The following is an 18,550-nucleotide window of genomic DNA, read 5'->3' as shown; positions in this document are numbered from 1 at the left end:
ATTGGTTAATTGATAACCGTTAAATGTTGGAAAAATGAGTGCAGGTAACATGCATATTAAGCTTAAAGTCTGGAGACAAAGCAATAGCAATACACAGGGAGGTTTTGAAAATTACAGTCTGGATACCGTTTCTCCGGATATGTCATTTCTTGAAATGTTCGACGTTCTGAACGAACAACTTATAGAAACAGGAACGGAGCCGGTTGCATTTGACCACGATTGCCGTGAAGGGATTTGCGGAATGTGTTCAATGTACATCAATGGCCAGCCTCACGGTCCTTTGAGAGGTGTTACAACCTGTCAGCTGCACATGCGTTCGTTCAAAGATGGCGATACCATCGTAGTGGAACCATGGAGAGCAGAGGCTTTTCCGGTTATCAAGGATTTGGTTGTAGACCGTGATGCATTCGACAGAGTAATTGCTGCCGGTGGATTTGTGTCTGTGAATACAGGTAATGCACAGGATGCGAATAGTCTTCCAATACCAAAAGTAGCTGCGGACGATGCTTTTGCTGCTGCGGCATGTATCGGTTGCGGAGCTTGTGTTGCTGCATGTAAAAATGCATCTGCAATGCTTTTCGTTTCTGCCAAAATATCTCAGCTGGCGTTGCTTCCGCAAGGACAGGCTGAACGAAACATTCGTGCAGAGAAAATGGTTGCTCAGATGGATGCAGAAGGTTTCGGTGCTTGTACCAACACAGGTGCTTGTGCAGCTGAATGTCCAAAAGAGATCAGTCTGGAAAACATTGCCCGTATGAACCGGGAATATATCGGTGCAAAATTGTCTTCATCTGCTGTTTAACAGCAATATATTTAGCTGATAGCAACTAGCGTTTAGCTTTAAAATCAACAAGATACAAATAAAAATATAGCACTAAATGTGCATTTAGATTTGATTTATTGTGAAGAAGGTGCTGATGATCGGCACCTTTTTTTATGCTTTGGACTAACGTTTTTAAATTTATATCTCGCCAAAAGTGTATCGTTTTTACATAGTTTTGGCGAGATATAAATTTTTATAAGTAGCCAAAACTATGTAATTCAACCTCAACTTAGAGTGAATCCAGCAATCACCATTCAAACTTACAATTTGCTTCAAGACATGTGTTGTACAAGTTAGTAAGCACAAAAAAACGAGGCACCTAACAGGCAACCTCGTTCTTAAACTTAATATTTCAGACTATAAAGCCGGATATTATTTCTTAGCAGTAGTATCTGCTTTTGCTCCACCCGAAGCTGCATGTTCTTTGTTCAATCCGTCGATGATTTTCTTCGTTACATCCAAAGATGGGTTTGCGAAAAGAATTCCACCACCCAAAGAATAACCGAGAACATATTCGTAGCCATTTTCTTTGTTGTATTTCTCAATGTACGCGCGGATGTTTTTGTAAAGCTGTTCGTTTTTCTTAGCTTCTTCTTGTCCCAAAGATTGTGCAGCCTGATCACGGTAAGCAACCAGATCCTGTTGTTTTTTCATCAACTGAGCCTCTGTTGAACGAGCTTGTTCAGGAGTCATCGTTTGTGCTTTTTGTTGGAAAAAAGCAACTTCATTTTGCAATGATCTTCCTTTTGTATTCAACTCATTTTCAAGCTGGAAGTTCTTGTTTTCAAGTTCTTTCTTGGTTTCTTTAAAGAAATCGTAGTTAGTCAATAAAGAATCAACCTGAACGTAAACTGTACGACGTCCCGGAACTACCTGTCCATCTGCTGTAACCGCTCCCGCTTCTGGTTTATTCGAAAAATGTAAAAAGAATAACACCGCCACAGCAAGGGTAAGTACGATGTTCCAAATCAACGAAGTATTGTTATTCACGTCTTAAAAGTTTTATTGTTTTTTAGAAAGAGCCGCAAAGATAATGATTTGTGTTTCAAGCCATGCAATAACTCTGTTTTTTACGCATTCAAAATGTAAAATATACTCATACAGCGGTTTGCGTCAGGTTTTGGACTTGAATTGTACCATTACCCGGCCCAGTTTTCCCGGTCCAGACTGCGATATTGAATCGCTTCTGCGAGGTGTTCTACCTTTATATCATCGCTCCCGGCCAGATCAGCAATGGTACGTGACACTTTCAATATCCTGTCATATGCTCTTGCTGAGAGCCCGAGCCTGTCCATTGCTGTGCGTAGTAAAGCTTTTCCCGGATCTCCAATCACACATATCTCTTTCACCATTTCGGGAGGCATCATCGCATTCGAGTAGATTTCCTTTTTATCCTTAAACCGTTCCGTTTGTTTATCCCTCGCACGTATCACACGTTCGCGTATTTGCTGACTGCTTTCTGACTTTCGGGTAGATGCGATCTGATCAAAAGACACAGGAGTAACTTCCACATGAAGGTCAATCCGGTCGAGCAACGGACCGCTGATCTTATTCAGATACTTTTGAACAACGCCGGGTCCACAAACGCATTCTTTTTCGGGATGGTTGTAATAGCCGCACGGACAAGGGTTCATACTTGCTATGAGCATAAAGTTGGAAGGAAATTCTACCGCCATTTTGGCTCGGGAAATACTCACTCTGCGTTCTTCCAAAGGCTGCCGCATTACTTCCAGTACAGTTCTCTTAAATTCGGGGAGCTCATCCAGAAACAATACACCATTATGAGCCAGAGAAATTTCTCCTGGTTGAGGAAAACTTCCGCCGCCTACAAGTGCGGCATCGCTGATAGAATGATGAGGAGATCGGAAGGGTCTGCGCGAAACGAGTGTTGCCCGCTTCCCAAGCTTGCCGGCGACCGAATGTATCTTTGTAGTCTCCAGTGCCTCTGGCAGTGTCAATGGTGGTAATATACTAGGAATACGCTTTGCCAGCATGGTTTTTCCGGCTCCGGGAGGTCCAATCATAATGGCATTGTGTCCACCCGCAGCGGCAATTTCGAGCGCTCTTTTGATATTTTCCTGCCCTTGCACATGTTCAAAGTCTGCGTCGTATTCATTCTGGCTTGTGAAGAACAAATCACGCGTGTCAATGATAAGAGGTTCAATATCTTTAGTCCCTTCAAAAAAACCGATTGCATCTTCAAGGGTTTCAACTGGTATAATGTCAATATTGTTGACAATAGCAGCTTCGTGGGCATTTTCTGCGGGTAACACGAAACCTTTAAAACCTTGCTTTCTGGCCTCAATTGCTATTGGTAAAACGCCTTTAATGGGTCTCAGAATACCATCGAGAGATAGTTCTCCCATGATCACATAGTCTTCGAGATCCTTGTCTCCGGACAATTGTTCAGAAGATTTCATTGTGCACAAAGCAATGGGAAGATCGTAGGCCGAACCTTCTTTTCGGATATCCGCAGGTGCAAGGTTTACAACCACTTTTTGACGAGGCATCTTGTAGTTAAAAAATTTGAGTGAAGCTTCCACGCGCTGCTGGCTCTCTTTCACGGCGCTGTCGGCCAGACCAACCATGAAAAATCCCAGTCCCTGGCCAACAGTCACCTCAATGGTGATCATTGTTGCATCCACACCGTAAACGGCGCTCCCAAAAGTTTTAGCTAGCATGTGTATTTTTAGTTGATGATGATTGGCTCGTCTATCTTACTTATTATCTTCAAAAGTAACATGAATTGTGAGAAACTAATACTATCAATTAACTGAATATCATTCCACTACGGCGGAAACACATATATACGTAGGGATAATGCCTGTACTGCGAATCCGTACTTCGGCGTCTTCGGCCTGCGTGTTACCCGTAAGTACGAGTGCTGTGTCCAATCCGAATTTGTTGCCTCCCAGGATGTCGGTATGCAGGGTATCCCCAACCATTAAAATATCTCTTTTACTTACATTAGGATAATTTTTAATGTGTTGATAGGCAAAGATAAACATCTGCGGATCGGGCTTTCCAAATCGTATAAACTGACGGCCAATGGTATCCTCAATCATTTTAGCCAGAGCCCCCACAGCAATGGAAAGTCTGCTTTTGGATGCAGGATAGGTCTTGTCCGTGTTAGCAACTATAACCGGAATGTTCCGCTTGCGCAGGAGATTCAGCGTTTTGGTCAGATCGGTGTTCCAGTCAAAACCTTCATCGTCAAGAAACACGAGCGCATTTATATCACCAACTGCATTAAGATCCAATTCTCTGATCGAAAGTGTCTGAAGTTCGGAGGTGCCTATGTAGTGTGCCGAGTTATCGGTCCCCAAATAGGCCACAATTCCTTTTCTTACTTTCAGATCAAGATATTCGCGGGCTAGCATCCCGGAAGAAATAATACGGTCGGGAGTTACGTCATTAATTCCAAGCTTTACGTAAGACTCTGCCAGTTGTTCGGGACTGCGGGAAGCGTCGTTGGTAACGACATAAAAATCTTTACCCGTTTCACGGAGATAGGCAAATGTATTTTCAATTCCCGGAATGAGTCCGTTGTAGGTTTTAAGAACACCGAAAGCATCAAAGAAAATTACTTCATATTTTGATAAAACAGATTTAAAATTGTCAAGTATCATAAACAGGTGTCTTAAGGAGTGAAATGTGGATTGTATGCTACCCTATAATTTTAAATGACGCAGAATTTTTTCTTCATCAAATCCTTCAATGGCAGGGAAATAGAGTTCGTAGGCCTCTTTTTGTAATTTGGTGCAATAAGACCGGTGGAAAAAATACTTTCCGTATTTGATCACATAGTTGAGAATGAAGAAACGATATGCCTCTTTTATGAAGCGAATCTCCCTTTCCGTAAGCGGGTAGACCTGGTGATATTCTTCCAAAAAAATCATGAACCGATCCTCTGTTAACGGCCCCATAAGATAGCTGAAAACAGTCCGGTCGCCGACATTGGAAACCACACGGCTGAAAAAGTAAAAGTCCATGATCCGTGACGAAACCCTGAACCAGTCATAATCCCATCGCGAGAAAAATTTGAGGTCATCTGTAACCGAAAAATTCCCGATGTTCCAGTCTACAAAAACCGGCATGAGATCAAAACCGCTCACATTGAGACGCTGTATATTTTTCAGGAAAATATCACACTGTTTTTTAAGGATATGTATAAAGCCCCGATGCTCGTATTTGCCGGTATCGGTTTCCAGAATATCCAGCAGATGCTGTATGTCGGTACGCAGATTTTTTGAAGACTTTGGAATGGACTTTCCTGCTCTGAAACTTGCCAGATGGAACTTTGCTGCCTCGTTCCCCAGCTTCCTGATGTGATGTTCATCAAGACGTCTTGGCATGCGGTTCATCGCCCGGATCGGATTATAGAACACGACCCAGGTATCCACAAAATCTTCCTGATAACGATAGGTGTAAACCTGATTGTTTTTCATTAAAGATCTTGCCAGTACATTTTCGTATGGGTAAAGTAAATTATTGGCAAGTGTTTGGATGATCCTGTGATCTTCTTTAAAATGCTCGTACTTTCCAAAATAGGAGAGTTTGGCAATTACATTATCATCGTTGTCGAGCGTAACCCGAAAAACGTGGTTGGTGGAAACTTTGGCACTTATATCTTCAACGAACTTTACACCTATGGAGCTGTCAAATCCTTCCCAGGCTTTTCGAATAATGGCCGGATAATCTTTTAAACGCATTTTTGTAATGGTTGGGTTTCTGCCCTTGAATAGTCAATTTAAGGATTTGTGTCTTTTACAAAGTTAGCAACTAACTGGATGAGGATGATATCTGGCTTTAAAGTAATGGAATAAATAATATAATCGAATGAAATTTCAGGATTAAAAGCAGTGTAGTGTGCTGCAAGCATCATTAACCTGATTACAATTCCCAATCTTTTGGGTTAATTTTGCATAAAACTGACATCTGATATTTTGTTTTACTACTTTTCACGCTTTCTGATCCGCCTTGCGCTTCCAATTTATCTTCGCAAGCTTATAGTTAAAAACGTAGCGAGTGTTACCGGCAAAGGGCCTTTTCTTCTCGCATCCAACCACCCCGATTCATTTTTTGATGCATTGGTAATCGGTTCTGTTCTTACGAAACCAATTCACACACTCACGCGCGGGGATGTTTTCAAAAAGCCGGCAGTCGCATTCTGGCTGAGACAAATCAATCTGATACCAGTTTTTCGGGGATCCGAAGGCCGGCAGTATGTTAAAAATCATGATGTTACCGCACAGCAAGCTTATAACGCCTTAAAGCAGGGAGGTGCAGTGGTTGTTTTCTCAGAGGGAATATGTGTGAACGAATGGCGGTTGCGGCCTCTCGGTAAAGGAACTGCGCGCATGGCGCATCAGATCTGGTATGGCCCTGATGCACTGACTGATATGGAAGTGATCCCGACCGGCGTTAATTATGAGCATTTCCGTGGACCAGATAAGCGGGTTTCACTCGGCTTTGGAAATGCAATCAGACCAGGTGATATAAGAACAAATCCTGACGAATACGAAAAATGGCTTCGTGAATTTAATGAAATACTTGATGCCCGTATGAACCAGGAAATATTGACATTGCCGCCCGACTTATCAAAACAGAATCGGGAGGCGGAGATGGATCGTTTCTTTGGCGGGACTGTTGAAAAAAGAAGTAGAAACCCCATTTTAGCAATGTTGGGTATATTGGGACGTGGCCTGCACTGGCCGCTCTATTCATTTTTTGTAAAAAAATCTGCCAAACTTACTGCCCGCTCGGTTTTCTACGATTCGGTTCTTTTCGGACTGCTCCTATACTTGTACCCTGTTATTGTTGGGTTGCTTTCGATCCTTGTGGGTGTATTTGCAGGTTTTCAAATAGGTCTTGCAGTGTTTGTGCTTTTGCCGCTTTTAGCATGGGCTGGGAGCAAATTCTAACTTTAGATTAGTTAAAAACGCCCCTGTAAACATATTCAGACAGTTTACAGGGGCGTTCGCTATATAGTTTAGTCTTTCACTCGACTCAGACTAAGCAATTTCAGCATCCAGTCTGGTAGTGGCTTCTGATGTTTTCTTTTTTGTATATCTAAAAACCAGCCTATCTTCTTCAAAATAGGTAGCTTGTGTGTCTCCACAAGCTCTATAAGTGTTCCATCCGGATCTTCCACATAGGCAAACCTTCCTGCTGCTGATTCCATACCAAACGACTTCTCGCTGTCAACAGTAAAGGGATAACCCTTGGATTGTATCTTTGTTTTAAGGGTGTCCATGTCAAGTGTGTCGAAGCACAGGTGTATAAAGCCGCAGTCGCCCCAGTAACGATTTTCAAAAAGTTTCTTGGGAGTACGGTCAAGTGCCTGCAAAAGTTCGATCTGAATGTTTCCAAGTAATTTAGAAAATGCCCCTACAGGAGTAAAACGCTTTCTCAATAACACCCTACGGAATCGCTGACCTGCAATGGATGTTGGCAGATCTTCGAAAACACCGGTTTTGTCATAAACAATTTCCATCGGATCGAGCAGATTGCTATAAAACAACAGCGCTTTGTTGATGTCCGAAACACCTACTACTACACCCGAAACGCCACCAACGGCATGACCAGTTTTTTGGAACCAGGATGTGTCGCTCGTGATCTGATATATATTGCCGTATGGGTCATTTCCCCAGAAACCTTCGCCTTCTGGCAAAGCGGATAATGGTCCCACGGCTTCTTTCGATTTGCTTTTTACCCATTCATGGGCCTTTTTAACATCTGGAGCTTTAAAACGTAAGGCGTTGATTCCCAGATCTCCCAATTCCATCTTGAAACCCGCTGGCTGAGAAACACGGCTTGTGAATGACCAAATTTCCAAACCGCCACCACCAGCCATATTGATAGCCAGCGCAGCGTGTCGCTGGTGTACTTTTCCTCCCGTATACGGAGTCATGAGTGGCGCTTCGGCTTTGTCGTCAAATACCGGTACATCAAAACCTAAAACACGGCGATACCATTGCCAGGCTTCGGGAACATTTTGGACACCAACACCTACTTGTTGAATTCCGGATATAAGTGGAGTACTCATTGGTTGAGATAATTTTTAAGACAGATTGATCGGATCAGGGTTGTCGGATTCTATATAAGGCGCAATTTTACGAAATAAAAAGGTGAAACAAGAGGCTGTAAGCAAATAGGTGATGGTCTCAACTTCGTTTGGTTGGCACATATTAATAAATCCAGGATGGGGAGATTACTTGCCAGGATTCCTTTATCAAGGGTTAATTTGAAATGTAAGTCTTAATTATTTATAGCGACGTGCAGATGAGCATGCTACCGTAACATGTGTTGTACACAACTCATTGATGTGGAGATTGAGTAATTAATTTCGCAACCATCATGCCTTACTTGCCTAATAATTTCTATCTTTAACTGTAAAATCCGGAATAAAATTTTAAATTTTTTAGTACTACATCCATAAGGCAATCGACACCGTATATTTGATGCGTATTGTCTCAATTTATTAGTAATGAATCAGTCCGTAGTTATTGCACCAATTCAGGAGAGTTTATTAAGTTTCATCAGTTCAGCAAACTATTCAAAAGTCATTGTAATTGCCGATAACAATACCAAAAGGCATTGTTATCCACATATAAAGTCTGCGTTACCACCTCACAAGATGGTTGTTATACCAAGCGGAGAAACCAACAAGTTGTTGGCCACCTGTGAAACAATATGGGAAGCAATGACGAACGCAGAGCTTGACAGACACGCACTTGTGATTAATATCGGTGGTGGAGTGATCGGGGATATGGGAGGTTTTTGCGCGGCGGTTTACAAAAGAGGAATAGATTTTTTACAAATTCCGACCACACTTTTATCGCAGGTGGATGCAAGTGTAGGAGGAAAGCTTGGGATTGATTTCCATGGATTTAAGAATCACCTGGGTGTTTTTAATTTACCTAAGACGGTACTTATCGATCCGGTTTTTTTGAATACTCTTCCGGTAAGAGAAATAAGGTCTGGCTTTGCTGAAATTATCAAACATTGCCTTATTGCCGATGGAGCCAAGTGGAAACAGATTAGCGCGATTGATTTTGAAGATCAGAACTGGACGGACCTTATTGATCATTCAGTAAAGATTAAGCAGCATGTTGTTGATCAGGACCCGACTGAAAAGGGATTGAGGAAGATCTTGAATTTTGGACATACACTGGGACACGCTGTGGAAACTCACTTTCTGGGCAAAGCGGCAAACCAAAGACTTTTCCATGGCGAGGCAATAGCAGTGGGTATGATCATGGAAAGTTATTTGTCTTTCAAACGTGGCATGATAGATCAAGCTACGTTAAGTGCCATTGAGGAATTCATTTTTGCCACTTATGGCAGGGTAAAAATTGCAGCTGAGGACATTGAAGCAATAATTGCTTTGACCCGTCAGGACAAAAAGAACAGAGGCAGCGAAATACGTTTTTCACTTTTGACGAGTGCCGGAAGTTGCGCTTATGACATTGTGGTTTCGCTATCGGAAATGCGTAAAGCAATAGCTTATTATATGGGGTAGGTACGGCATAGCCTGGTATAAGCTATTGAATTGAAGGGTTTTGATTTGATTACATCATATATATTTTATAACCTGACAAATGAAATGCTTATGTTAAAGTCTATTAAACCGTATGTTGCTGCGATAATAGTGGTGTTGCTCGCAGGTTGCTCAAGTGGTCGTAAGGTGTTTGTGGAGCACGATTACAGTTACGAAACCAATTTTAAGGATTACTCCTCCTATACGTTCCTTGAATGTGAGCGTGATACCAACAATTTGTGCACAGAAATATATGAGGCGATTCGTCGACAGATGCAGGTGCGTGGCTACAAGTTAACTGCCGATAAACCGACACTCCTGGTTAACTACGGTATTTTTTATGACAATCTACGCTATCAAGGGTACATGCAGCCGGTGATTAAAAACTGGGTGGATACCGAAAATGATGGCTTCCGTTACGAACCAATTAAATACGCTCTGGAAAAAGGGACGCTGATCGTATCACTTATTGATGCTGAAAGTGATCAGGTAGTCTGGAGAGGATATGCATCAGGAATTTTTAAAGGAGCCGAAAGCACCAACAATCATTATCGAAGCGTTGTAAGGCGTATTTTTGATCAATATCCATTGTTTGCCAAAGGTTATGATCCAAGGAGATATAGTGAGCAGGTGGGAAGGTAAATTTCTGGTTCACAGTTTTTAGTAAACAGTTCACAATAAGGTTAGTGTAAACTGTTTACTAAAAACTTTCTTAACGTAGTTTCAAAGTCGCTAATGTCAGAATAGCTAGTATGATGCCGACAACCCAGAAACGGGTTACGATCTTGGCTTCATGTATTCCTTTCTTCTGATAGTGGTGGTGCAAAGGTGACATTAATAAAATTCGCCTGCCTTCTCCATACCGCTTTCGGGTATATTTAAAGTAGCTGACCTGCATGATGACTGACAGGTTCTCAGCCAGAAAAATACCGCATAAAAAGGGGATGAGCCATTCTTTTCTTATGGCCAGTGCAACAACCGCAATTACTCCTCCCAACATTAAACTGCCGGTATCGCCCATAAAAACCTGGGCCGGATAAGCATTATACCACAGGAATCCGACACAGGCTCCTATGAGTGCGGCACAAAATATCACCAGCTCTCCCGAATTCGGGATATACATGATGTTGAGATATTGTGAGAACTTGGTATTTCCGGAGAGGTATGCCAATACGCCAAGTGTTAATGCTATAATTCCTGAAACACCTGCCGCAAGGCCGTCAATTCCATCAGTTATATTTGCTCCGTTCGAAACAGCAGTGATGATTATAATTGCGATGATGGTATAGATTACCCAGGTATATTCTTCTGGCAACCAGCCGAACAGTAATGTCCTGTAATCGAATTCATTATTTTTGATAAAAGGGATCGTAGTGACCGTTGGGTGAACAATATCACGGTAACGCTGTACTTCACCAATCGTTGAACTTAATAAGGGTTGTTCGTATACCCTGATTTTTACGTTATCATTAAAAGATAATGTGAGTCCCACTATGAGTCCAAGTCCTACCTGGCCCGCAATTTTAAATTTGCCATGAAGACCATCTTTATTGTTTCTGAATTTTTTTAAATAATCATCCACAAAACCGATCAGGCCGGTCCATAGTGCCGTGATGATGAGCAAAACGATATATACGTTGGTAAGTTTTGCAAAAAGTAGGACAGGAATCAGCAGCGATGCTAAAATGATAAATCCCCCCATAGTAGGAGTTCCTGTTTTTTCCATTTGACCTTCCAGACCAAGATCACGTATGGATTCACCCATTTGCTTTTTTCTCAGGAATTCGATGATCCATTTACCAAATGTTGCCGCTATCACCAGGGAAAGAACAGTGGCACCCAGTGCCCGGAAAGATATATATTGAAATACACCAGCGCCGGGTATATTGAAATGTCGGTCAAGATAATCGAAGAAATAATATAGCATGTAACGGAAATTGGGATGACAATTGCAAAGTTGCGTCTTTTCGCAGACTACGCAAAAGGTCGGACCATTTTTAGGTTAAGTAATGATGGACTTTATCCCATCAGTTCACTGACAGGAAGGTCTAAACAGGTCAAAAGCTGGAAGTATCTAACTTTTTCGGAAATACAGAAAAGCTTCTCCTAAAACCTCTTTGTCGTCAAAGTGATGTTTGATACCTTTTACATCCTGGTAGTTCTCATGCCCTTTTCCGGCTATTAAAATGATGTCTTCCGGATTTGCCTCTTCGCAAGCTTTGAATATTGCAGCCTTGCGATCTTCAATAACAGTTGTTTTTTTGTAGTCCAGAGGAGGAACTCCTTTTTGCATTTGCTCCAAAATATCCATCGGTTCCTCAAAACGAGGGTTGTCGGATGTCAGGATTACTCGGTTGCTGTATTTACAGGCAATTTCTGCCATTTTTGGTCTTTTGGCAGCATCGCGGTTTCCACCGCATCCCACTACGGTAATTACCTTTTCATTTCCGGTCCTTAAATGGGTGATGGTTTGTAACACGTTATCCAAAGCGTCGGGCGTGTGCGCATAGTCTACAATTCCAACTATCTGATCAGCGGAATGGAATTGTTCAAACCTTCCCGGAGGGCTTTTTAATGCTGAAAGTTCAGTAAGTACAGCTTCGGGATCTTCGCCCAACAACACCGCAGCTCCATAAACGGAAAGAAGGTTATAAGCATTAAACCGGCCAATGACCCTGAACCACACCTCACGCATATTGATTTCCATGTGCATACCGGCAAGCGTGTCCGACACGATCTTTCCTTTAAAAGTAGCCAGGGTTTGCAGTGAGTAGGTTTCAATCCGTGCTTTTGTGTTCTGTACCATCACGGAGCCTCTCCGGTCATCAACATTTACGAGTGCAAAAGCTGTTTTGGGAAGATTGTCAAAGAAACCTTTTTTCGCCTTGATGTAATTATCGAACGTGAGGTGAAAATCGAGATGATCATGGGTAATGTTTGTAAAAATTCCTCCTGCAAAATGAAGTCCTGCAATACGGTGCTGGGCAACAGCATGAGAACTTACTTCCATAAACACATGGGTACAACCCTTTTCCAGCATCGTAGCCAACAACTGGTTGAGTGTAATAGAGTCAGGGGTAGTATGTGTCGAAGGAATAATTTCGTCTTCTACCTGATTTTGTACCGTTGAAAGTAATCCGCAACGATAGCCTAATCCACGGAAAAGCTGGAAGAGAAAAGTAGCAACAGACGTTTTTCCATTGGTTCCTGTAACGCCTACCAGCGTCATTTTCTGAGACGGGTTTTCATAAAAAGCCGCTGCAATGAGTCCCATCACTTCTGCCGAATCATCCGCCTTTATATAGGTTACAGCTTCATTTAGGTCCGACGGAAGTTCTTCACAAAGTATTGCCGCTGCGCCAGAGTTTACGGCTGTTTCTATGTATTGATGTCCGTCGGTCTGTGTACCACGCAGTGCTATAAACAAGCTTCCCGACGATACCCTGCGGGAATCGAGAATAAGATTATGAACAATAATGTTTTCCGGTCCTGTTATATCAAGGCCATCAATATTTTGAAGTAATGTATTTAAAGATTTTCCGTGACTGGTCTCCATAAATGGAATTTACTGTAAAGTTAAAAGGATTGTTTTGACGCCGGTTTTATTTACGCCCGGCGGAAGCGACTGTTCGATCACTTTTCCCGAACCCTTAAATGTAACGCTGTAACCTCTGTTTTCTAAGAGGTAAAGCGCATCACGCATAGGCAATCCCTGAAGGTCAGGAATGTCGCGTGAATTGACATGAAGTGTTTTCCACCTTGGTTTGCCTTTATCCACAATGGATCCCACAGCGTAATCTGCATCAGCTGGTACGGCAGGTAATTTTAGTTTCTCACTAATCACCCTCAGATCAGATGATTTGCCTGCCCATTTAAGATCACGCGATTTTTCGGGAATTGAGTCCCTTACAGGTTTCTGAATGGTAACGTCATAAGCATAAATACGGTCTGCCACTTCTTTAAATACCGGTGCGGCCACACTTCCTGCGTAACGCGTATAATCAGCTCCTTTGCTTTTAGGTGTATCCACAATTACGATACAGCTGTATTTAGGTTTATCGGCCGGGAAATATCCCGCAAACGAAGTGTAGTTTTTACCTTCTGTATAAATGCCGTTAATCAGTTTCCTTGCTGTGCCGGTTTTACCTGCAATCGTGTAAAGGTCCTGTTTTACACTTTTGGTAAGACTGTTGGCAACCACATTTTCCAGCATCTTTTTAACCTTTCTAATCGTTTCGGGAGAGGCAATTGGCTTTTCTTCGACGTAAGGTTCCATTTTGTCTTCAATCTTCTCCGCATTCCTCACTTCTCTCACGAGCATCGGACGGACCCAATAGCCGTCATTGGCCACCGCGTTATAAAAAGTAAGTGTTTGAAGCGGCGTCATCTGCATTTCATAACCATGCGCCATGAAATAAAGTGAATAGTTACTCCATAGTTTGGAACTGCGGTCACGAATCAAAGGAGGTTTCTCCCCTTTCATGTGAATTCCCGTAGGCGAGGTCAGGTGAAACTGCTTCAGGTAGTTGAGGTAAGCATCCGGTTTATTGGCAAAATAGCGCTGCATAAGCAACACAATCCCAATGTTTGATGATTTCTCCAAAACCTGAGAGGCGGTAATTGTTCCAAAACCACCCCGGTGTGCATCGCGGATGTTATGGTTTCTGAAACGCAATGTACCAGATCCTGTGTTGACAGTTACTTTGTCAGGATCCAGTTTGGTCTCTTCCAAAAGGGCCATCATCGTAGCCAGCTTGAAAGTAGATCCCGGGTCATTGCTTCCTGCAAGAGCGTAGTTAAATACCTCTTCATATTTTCCGTTGGGACGTTTGGTCAGGTTGGCCATCGCCCTTATTTCCCCGGTAGCGATTTCCATAATCACAACTGAACCAAAATCCGCATCCATTTCGGTCAGTTTCCGGCGTAGCGCAATTTCGGTCATGTCCTGATAATTCATATCCAACGTGGTATAAATGTCTCTTCCGGCTTCCGGTTGTACGTTCAGGGCATCTCCAACAGGAATTTTAATCCCGCCTTCCACCATTTCGATCCAGCCGATACCCGCTTTGCCTTCCAGTTTTTTATCAAAACTTGCTTCTATACCAATATAACCTCTTCCACTTTTGGGATCGGTACCGCCAATGGTGCGGTCGGCCATGGGGCTGAACGGCTTATAGCGTTTGTAAATCGTTTCAAATTTACCGCCACCGCCTTTTCTTGACTTATCAAAAAACGGCCATTTTTTTATTTTTTCACGGTCAAGATGGCTGATTTCCTTAGCTTTAAGTCGCAGGTATCTTTTGGTTTTACTCAGCCTGTAACGCATGATCTTACTCTTGTATTCCGAAGCGGAAAGTTCGCCAAAGCTTCTGGAAAGCAGGTGAGATAGTTGGTCGATGTTGTTGTAGAAATATGCTGAGTCGGCTACCTTGGTATCAAATCCTACAAAATAATAGGGAAGAGAAGTTGCCAGAAGGCTATTGTCTCTGGAATAGATGTTACCGCGCATTGCAGGAATGGTATCCAGTTTAAGATCATTTTTAACTGAATATTCTGCCCAGGTCTTGCCTTTGAAAGTATCGTAATATTGTACCCTGATAAGTTTGGCAAACACAAGTACTGCCAATCCCACAAGACACCAGCCAATAATCCTGGCCCGGTTTATGAGTGCTTTTTTATTATTCTGACCGCTTTCGACGTCGTTCTTCATGACTTGTTGCAATGGAAATACAGGAACTCCGAAAATATTATTACGTGATTGAAGAATTACTCGTCCTTCGGAATAATGATTTTTTTAGGCGGGGTAAGATTTTCTTCCAGCCCTGCTTCTCTCATTTTTTCAATCACAACCGACTGTCTTTTGCCCTTCATGTATTCGGCGTGAATGGAGGTATATTCAGCCCGAAGATCATCTACTTCCTTTTTCAGTTTAATGCTGTTACGTACATAACTCTCCGACTCGAATCCGATCCTTTCATACACCACCAGCAGCATTACTACCCAGGCAAAGTAGTAGAAATATTTAATCGGAACCCGTTCTTCAAGACCCGGAACTTTGTCGCCAAACACTTTATCCAGCGGCAGGAAGCGGTTCAGCCAGTTGAACAGACTGTATTCTCTTTTAGGTTTTTTGGGCTTTGGGGGAATTGGTTTTGGCCGCCTTTTATTTTCCGACATTTTTTAGCTGTTGATTATCAGCACCGGGCCGACAGTATGTGTATGATGATCTTATTTTACTTTTCCGCAATCCTTAACTTCGCACTCCTTGCTCTTGGATTCCGTGTTACTTCCTCTTTTGTAGCCTCCACAGGCTTTCGCGTTATGCTTTTCAAGGGCTTAATTTCGTTGCCATAAAAGTCTTTTTCCACTTCACCGTCGAACTTTCCTTTCTGAATAAAATTCTTGACAAGGCGGTCTTCAAGAGAATGATAAGACATCACAACCAGTCTCCCTTGCTCGGCCAGTACTTCTGGCACCTGCATCAGAAACTCTTCAAGAACTTTGAGCTCATCATTTACTTCAATTCGCAACGCCTGGAATACCTGAGCGAAATATTTATTTTCGCGGTGTTTGGGAGCATAACGAAGCAAAATGCCTTTCAGATCGTTAATGGTTTCAATAGGAGAATTATGCCTTGCTGAAAATATGGCTTCGGCGGCTGTACGCGCATTGTGGACTTCACCGTACATACCCAATATTTTTTGCAATTCTGAGGCAGACCGAACATTCAGCACTTCCCGCGCCGTTTTATCACTATGAGGGTTCATTCTCATATCCAGATCAGCATCAAATCTTGTAGAAAATCCACGGAGCGGCGTATTGATCTGATGGGAGGAAACACCCAAATCTGCCAGGATACCATCAATTTTGTCTACCTTATGTAGCCTGAGATACCGTTTTAAATGCCTGAAATTGGCGGCAATGAAGGTAAAGCGCTCGTCATCCTTAAATTCTTCTGCATTGGCTGCCGCATCAGGATCCTGATCAAAAACAAGTAACCTGCCGGTGGTAAGTTTGCTAAGAATAGCACGCGAATGCCCGCCGCCACCAAAAGTGACGTCAACATAAATTCCGTCGGGCCGGATATTTAATCCTTCCAGGCATTCCGACAGCATGACTGGTTCGTGATATGTACTTTGCAACTCCATTTATTAAAAGCAACGTGCGTAGGAACTATTTCTTGCCAAGAGGCAGTTACAAACTTAATAATTTTAAGGCGTAGGAATTGCCCTTCGCAGAGGATTTAATTTTTGTAGCCTACCTGTAATTTCATATCAATAAGTTGAACATGAGAGTAATAAATTTTGTAATTGCATTTTTTGCAATCGGGTCGATTTTTGGTTGTAGCTCATCTGCGGATAAAGAATTGAAATCCGGGACGTGGCGTGCTACCTTGAGCAGAGACAATCAGGAGCTTCCATTATTGCTGGAAATTTCTCAAAATCCTGATAAGAAGTCATATACCGTTTTTTCGGTTAATGGAGAGGAACGTTTGCAACTCGACAGCGCCTATTTTGAAAATGATTCTTTGCACATTCCAATGCAGCTTTTTGATTCTGAAATCGTGGCGGCTCTTAAAAATGATAAATTAAGTGGAAGTTACAATAGGCTGCAAGAAGGAAGTGTAATTGCTTCGTTGCCGTTCCAGGCAGTATTTGGTGAGAATTACAGATTTTTTAAAGAGGGCGTAGCAAAGGGTGACAAGAATGTGAATGGCAAGTGGTTAACTGTATTTTTAAACCCTGCAACTGGCGATTCGACTGTATCCGTAGGGAACTTTATCCAGAAGGGAAATCAGGTTCAGGGATCATTTTTAACACCAACGGGTGATTATCGTTTTTTGAACGGAAATATAAATGGAGACAGTTTGTTTTTATCCACTTTTGACGGTTCCAATGCAATGCTTTTCAAAGCAGTCATTCAGCCTGACGGAACATTAAAAGGGGAACAGTGGTCTGGCGTAAAAGGCTACAAGACCTGGACAGCAAAGTTAAATCCGGATGCCAAACTGCCGGATGCAACCAAGCTTACTTTCCTGAAACCGGGCTTCGACAAGGTAAATCTTTCTTTCCCGGATTCTGACGGTAAAACTGTGTCATTGAGCGATCCCCAATATAAAGACAAGGTTGTCATCATTCAGATATTAGGCTCCTGGTGCCCTAATTGCATGGATGAGACCAATTTCCTTGCACCATGGTATGACAAGAATAAGGATCGTGGTGTGGAAATTATCGGGCTTGCTTTTGAACGCTCAGACAAACCTGAGGTTTCTAATCCAAAGATTAAAAAGATGATCAACCGGTTTGGGATGAATTATCCTGTACTACTTGCAGGAACCAACAGTGACGAAGCAACTGCCAAAGCTTTGCCGATGCTGAACAAGGTAATGTCTTATCCTACCACCATTTTTATAGATAAAAAGGGGAAGGTTCGTGAGATACACACCGGTTTTTCCGGGCCTGGTACCGGTGAATATTACGATCAGTTTGTGGAAGAGTTTAACGGATTGGTCAGCAAAATGATCGCCGAGAAATAATTGAGAAAAGGATTGGCGCCATGCATGAAGCATGGCGCTATTTTTTTAGAAGTAAATTAGTATGCTTGCATAATATTCCTGTCTTTTCTTACATTTGTGTATAGGTCAAATAAACTGACACCGTACTAAACTGAAAAGATGCGCAAGGAAAAAACAATTGATTTCCAGATAAAATGGGCATGGCATTCGATATCCAGAATGTACAATGCCTATGCTGCGCGATTTGACACAACGATGGCCGTAGGCTATGTGTTGCTCAATATTGACATAGAAAACGGAACTCCTGCTACAAAGATAGCTCCGCTACTCGGGATGGAGCCGAGAAGCCTGGTTCGTATGCTAAAAAATCTTGAAGAGCGTGGTTTGATTACCCGTGAGGTGAGTGAAAACGATAAACGTTTTGTAAGGATTATGCTGACCGACTTGGGTAAGGAAAAACGGGAGTTAGCAAGAGAAGGCGTGATTTCTTTTAATACGATGGTCCGGGATAAAATTCCCCTGGATAAGCTGGTTACATTTTTTGATGTGATCAAGGATATCAACAAAATCGTGGAGGAAGAAAATCAAAAATTGAAAGCCGGAGATATTGAGGCAGAGCTATAATATCCGGTCTGTACGCTTTTTAGCGGACTGAACGGAATCCGATCCG

The 18,550-nt window shown here is 42.4% G+C and carries 16 protein-coding genes; 6 read left to right on the top strand and 10 right to left on the bottom strand.

Going from position 1 to position 18,550, the window contains the following annotated elements:
* Positions 1-49 precede the first annotated feature (49 nt).
* Positions 50-802 (top strand): succinate dehydrogenase/fumarate reductase iron-sulfur subunit, encoded by a 753-nt coding sequence (locus LZG71_RS21810; RefSeq protein ID WP_233824137.1) that lies wholly within the window; start codon positions 50-52, stop codon positions 800-802.
* 393 nt (positions 803-1,195) lie between these two features.
* On the opposite strand, the gene LZG71_RS21805 is transcribed toward LZG71_RS21810, so the two are convergent.
* The 4 genes from LZG71_RS21805 to LZG71_RS21790 form a co-directional block, all read right to left on the bottom strand.
* Positions 1,196-1,813: an OmpH family outer membrane protein gene (locus LZG71_RS21805; RefSeq protein ID WP_233823970.1), complete on the bottom strand. Its 618-nt coding sequence runs from the start codon at positions 1,811-1,813 to the stop codon at positions 1,196-1,198.
* A 149-nt stretch (positions 1,814-1,962) separates the two neighbouring features.
* On the bottom strand, positions 1,963-3,504 hold the full coding sequence (locus tag LZG71_RS21800; RefSeq protein WP_233823969.1) for a YifB family Mg chelatase-like AAA ATPase: 1,542 nt from the start codon (positions 3,502-3,504) through the stop codon (positions 1,963-1,965).
* Positions 3,505-3,603: 99 nt separating this feature from the next.
* A complete protein-coding gene (locus LZG71_RS21795) occupies positions 3,604-4,452 on the bottom strand; it encodes a TIGR01459 family HAD-type hydrolase (RefSeq protein WP_233823968.1) in 849 nt (282 codons plus the stop codon).
* A gap of 42 nt (positions 4,453-4,494) precedes the next feature.
* A complete protein-coding gene (locus LZG71_RS21790) occupies positions 4,495-5,535 on the bottom strand; it encodes a hypothetical protein (RefSeq protein ID WP_233823967.1) in 1,041 nt (346 codons plus the stop codon).
* A gap of 234 nt (positions 5,536-5,769) precedes the next feature.
* On the opposite strand from LZG71_RS21790, the gene LZG71_RS21785 reads away from it, so the two are divergent.
* Entirely contained in the window at positions 5,770-6,747 is a 978-nt protein-coding gene (locus LZG71_RS21785; RefSeq protein WP_233823966.1) for a 1-acyl-sn-glycerol-3-phosphate acyltransferase, read from the top strand.
* Between the two features lie 68 nt (positions 6,748-6,815).
* Here LZG71_RS21785 and LZG71_RS21780 read toward each other — a convergent pair whose 3' ends face one another.
* On the bottom strand, positions 6,816-7,871 hold the full coding sequence (locus tag LZG71_RS21780) for a VOC family protein (protein ID WP_233823965.1): 1,056 nt from the start codon (positions 7,869-7,871) through the stop codon (positions 6,816-6,818).
* A gap of 441 nt (positions 7,872-8,312) precedes the next feature.
* Here LZG71_RS21780 and aroB point away from each other — a divergent pair, with 441 nt between their 5' ends.
* Together aroB and LZG71_RS21770 are read left to right on the top strand one after the other, a co-directional pair.
* Entirely contained in the window at positions 8,313-9,347 is a 1,035-nt protein-coding gene (gene aroB, locus LZG71_RS21775; protein ID WP_233823964.1) for a 3-dehydroquinate synthase, read from the top strand.
* An 84-nt stretch (positions 9,348-9,431) separates the two neighbouring features.
* Positions 9,432-10,007, top strand: coding sequence for a DUF4136 domain-containing protein (locus tag LZG71_RS21770; protein ID WP_233823963.1), 576 nt, complete (start codon positions 9,432-9,434; stop codon positions 10,005-10,007).
* 70 nt (positions 10,008-10,077) lie between these two features.
* On the opposite strand, the gene mraY is transcribed toward LZG71_RS21770, so the two are convergent.
* The 5 genes from mraY to rsmH all read right to left on the bottom strand — a co-directional run bounded on the left by mraY (position 10,078) and on the right by rsmH (position 16,513).
* Positions 10,078-11,292 carry a phospho-N-acetylmuramoyl-pentapeptide-transferase gene (gene mraY, locus LZG71_RS21765; RefSeq protein WP_233823962.1) on the bottom strand — a complete coding sequence of 405 codons (1,215 nt, stop codon included), beginning with the start codon at positions 11,290-11,292 and terminating at the stop codon, positions 10,078-10,080.
* A 147-nt stretch (positions 11,293-11,439) separates the two neighbouring features.
* Complete coding sequence (locus LZG71_RS21760) at positions 11,440-12,921, bottom strand: UDP-N-acetylmuramoyl-L-alanyl-D-glutamate--2,6-diaminopimelate ligase (RefSeq protein WP_233823961.1); 1,482 nt, start codon at positions 12,919-12,921, stop codon at positions 11,440-11,442.
* A 9-nt stretch (positions 12,922-12,930) separates the two neighbouring features.
* Positions 12,931-15,075 carry a penicillin-binding protein gene (locus LZG71_RS21755; protein WP_233823960.1) on the bottom strand — a complete coding sequence of 715 codons (2,145 nt, stop codon included), beginning with the start codon at positions 15,073-15,075 and terminating at the stop codon, positions 12,931-12,933.
* 56 nt (positions 15,076-15,131) lie between these two features.
* Positions 15,132-15,542, bottom strand: coding sequence for an FtsL-like putative cell division protein (locus tag LZG71_RS21750; RefSeq protein WP_233823959.1), 411 nt, complete (start codon positions 15,540-15,542; stop codon positions 15,132-15,134).
* Between the two features lie 56 nt (positions 15,543-15,598).
* A complete protein-coding gene (rsmH, locus tag LZG71_RS21745; protein ID WP_233823958.1) occupies positions 15,599-16,513 on the bottom strand; it encodes a 16S rRNA (cytosine(1402)-N(4))-methyltransferase RsmH in 915 nt (304 codons plus the stop codon).
* 140 nt (positions 16,514-16,653) lie between these two features.
* Between rsmH and LZG71_RS21740 the strand changes: the two genes are divergently transcribed.
* Together LZG71_RS21740 and LZG71_RS21735 are read left to right on the top strand one after the other, a co-directional pair.
* The gene (locus LZG71_RS21740) at positions 16,654-17,901 is read left to right on the top strand and encodes a peroxiredoxin (RefSeq protein ID WP_233823957.1); all 1,248 of its coding nucleotides are present in this window, start codon (positions 16,654-16,656) and stop codon (positions 17,899-17,901) included.
* Positions 17,902-18,039: 138 nt separating this feature from the next.
* Positions 18,040-18,504, top strand: a complete 465-nt coding sequence (locus LZG71_RS21735) for a MarR family winged helix-turn-helix transcriptional regulator (RefSeq protein WP_233823956.1) — start codon at positions 18,040-18,042, stop codon at positions 18,502-18,504.
* The last annotated feature ends 46 nt before the right edge of the window (positions 18,505-18,550 follow it).

Source organism: Dyadobacter sp. CY312, from assembly GCF_021390535.1.
GTDB lineage: Bacteria > Bacteroidota > Bacteroidia > Cytophagales > Spirosomataceae > Dyadobacter.
Note: the sequence above shows the minus strand (reverse complement) of the source record. Positions and strands in the feature narration are given on the sequence as shown.

Bases quoted from the DNA above. Each gene is read 5' to 3' on its own strand.
- LZG71_RS21810 (WP_233824137.1), top strand. From the start codon at position 50: ATGCATATTAAGCTTAAAGTCTGGAGACAAAGCAATAGCAATACACAG.
- LZG71_RS21800 (WP_233823969.1), bottom strand. From the start codon at position 3,504: ATGCTAGCTAAAACTTTTGGGAGCGCCGTTTACGGTGTGGATGCAACA.
- LZG71_RS21795 (WP_233823968.1), bottom strand. From the start codon at position 4,452: ATGATACTTGACAATTTTAAATCTGTTTTATCAAAATATGAAGTAATT.
- LZG71_RS21790 (WP_233823967.1), bottom strand. From the start codon at position 5,535: ATGCGTTTAAAAGATTATCCGGCCATTATTCGAAAAGCCTGGGAAGGA.
- LZG71_RS21780 (WP_233823965.1), bottom strand. From the start codon at position 7,871: ATGAGTACTCCACTTATATCCGGAATTCAACAAGTAGGTGTTGGTGTC.
- aroB (WP_233823964.1), top strand. From the start codon at position 8,313: ATGAATCAGTCCGTAGTTATTGCACCAATTCAGGAGAGTTTATTAAGT.
- LZG71_RS21770 (WP_233823963.1), top strand. From the start codon at position 9,432: ATGCTTATGTTAAAGTCTATTAAACCGTATGTTGCTGCGATAATAGTG.
- mraY (WP_233823962.1), bottom strand. From the start codon at position 11,292: ATGCTATATTATTTCTTCGATTATCTTGACCGACATTTCAATATACCC.
- LZG71_RS21760 (WP_233823961.1), bottom strand. From the start codon at position 12,921: ATGGAGACCAGTCACGGAAAATCTTTAAATACATTACTTCAAAATATT.
- LZG71_RS21755 (WP_233823960.1), bottom strand. From the start codon at position 15,075: ATGAAGAACGACGTCGAAAGCGGTCAGAATAATAAAAAAGCACTCATA.
- LZG71_RS21750 (WP_233823959.1), bottom strand. From the start codon at position 15,542: ATGTCGGAAAATAAAAGGCGGCCAAAACCAATTCCCCCAAAGCCCAAA.
- rsmH (WP_233823958.1), bottom strand. From the start codon at position 16,513: ATGGAGTTGCAAAGTACATATCACGAACCAGTCATGCTGTCGGAATGC.
- LZG71_RS21740 (WP_233823957.1), top strand. From the start codon at position 16,654: ATGAGAGTAATAAATTTTGTAATTGCATTTTTTGCAATCGGGTCGATT.
- LZG71_RS21735 (WP_233823956.1), top strand. From the start codon at position 18,040: ATGCGCAAGGAAAAAACAATTGATTTCCAGATAAAATGGGCATGGCAT.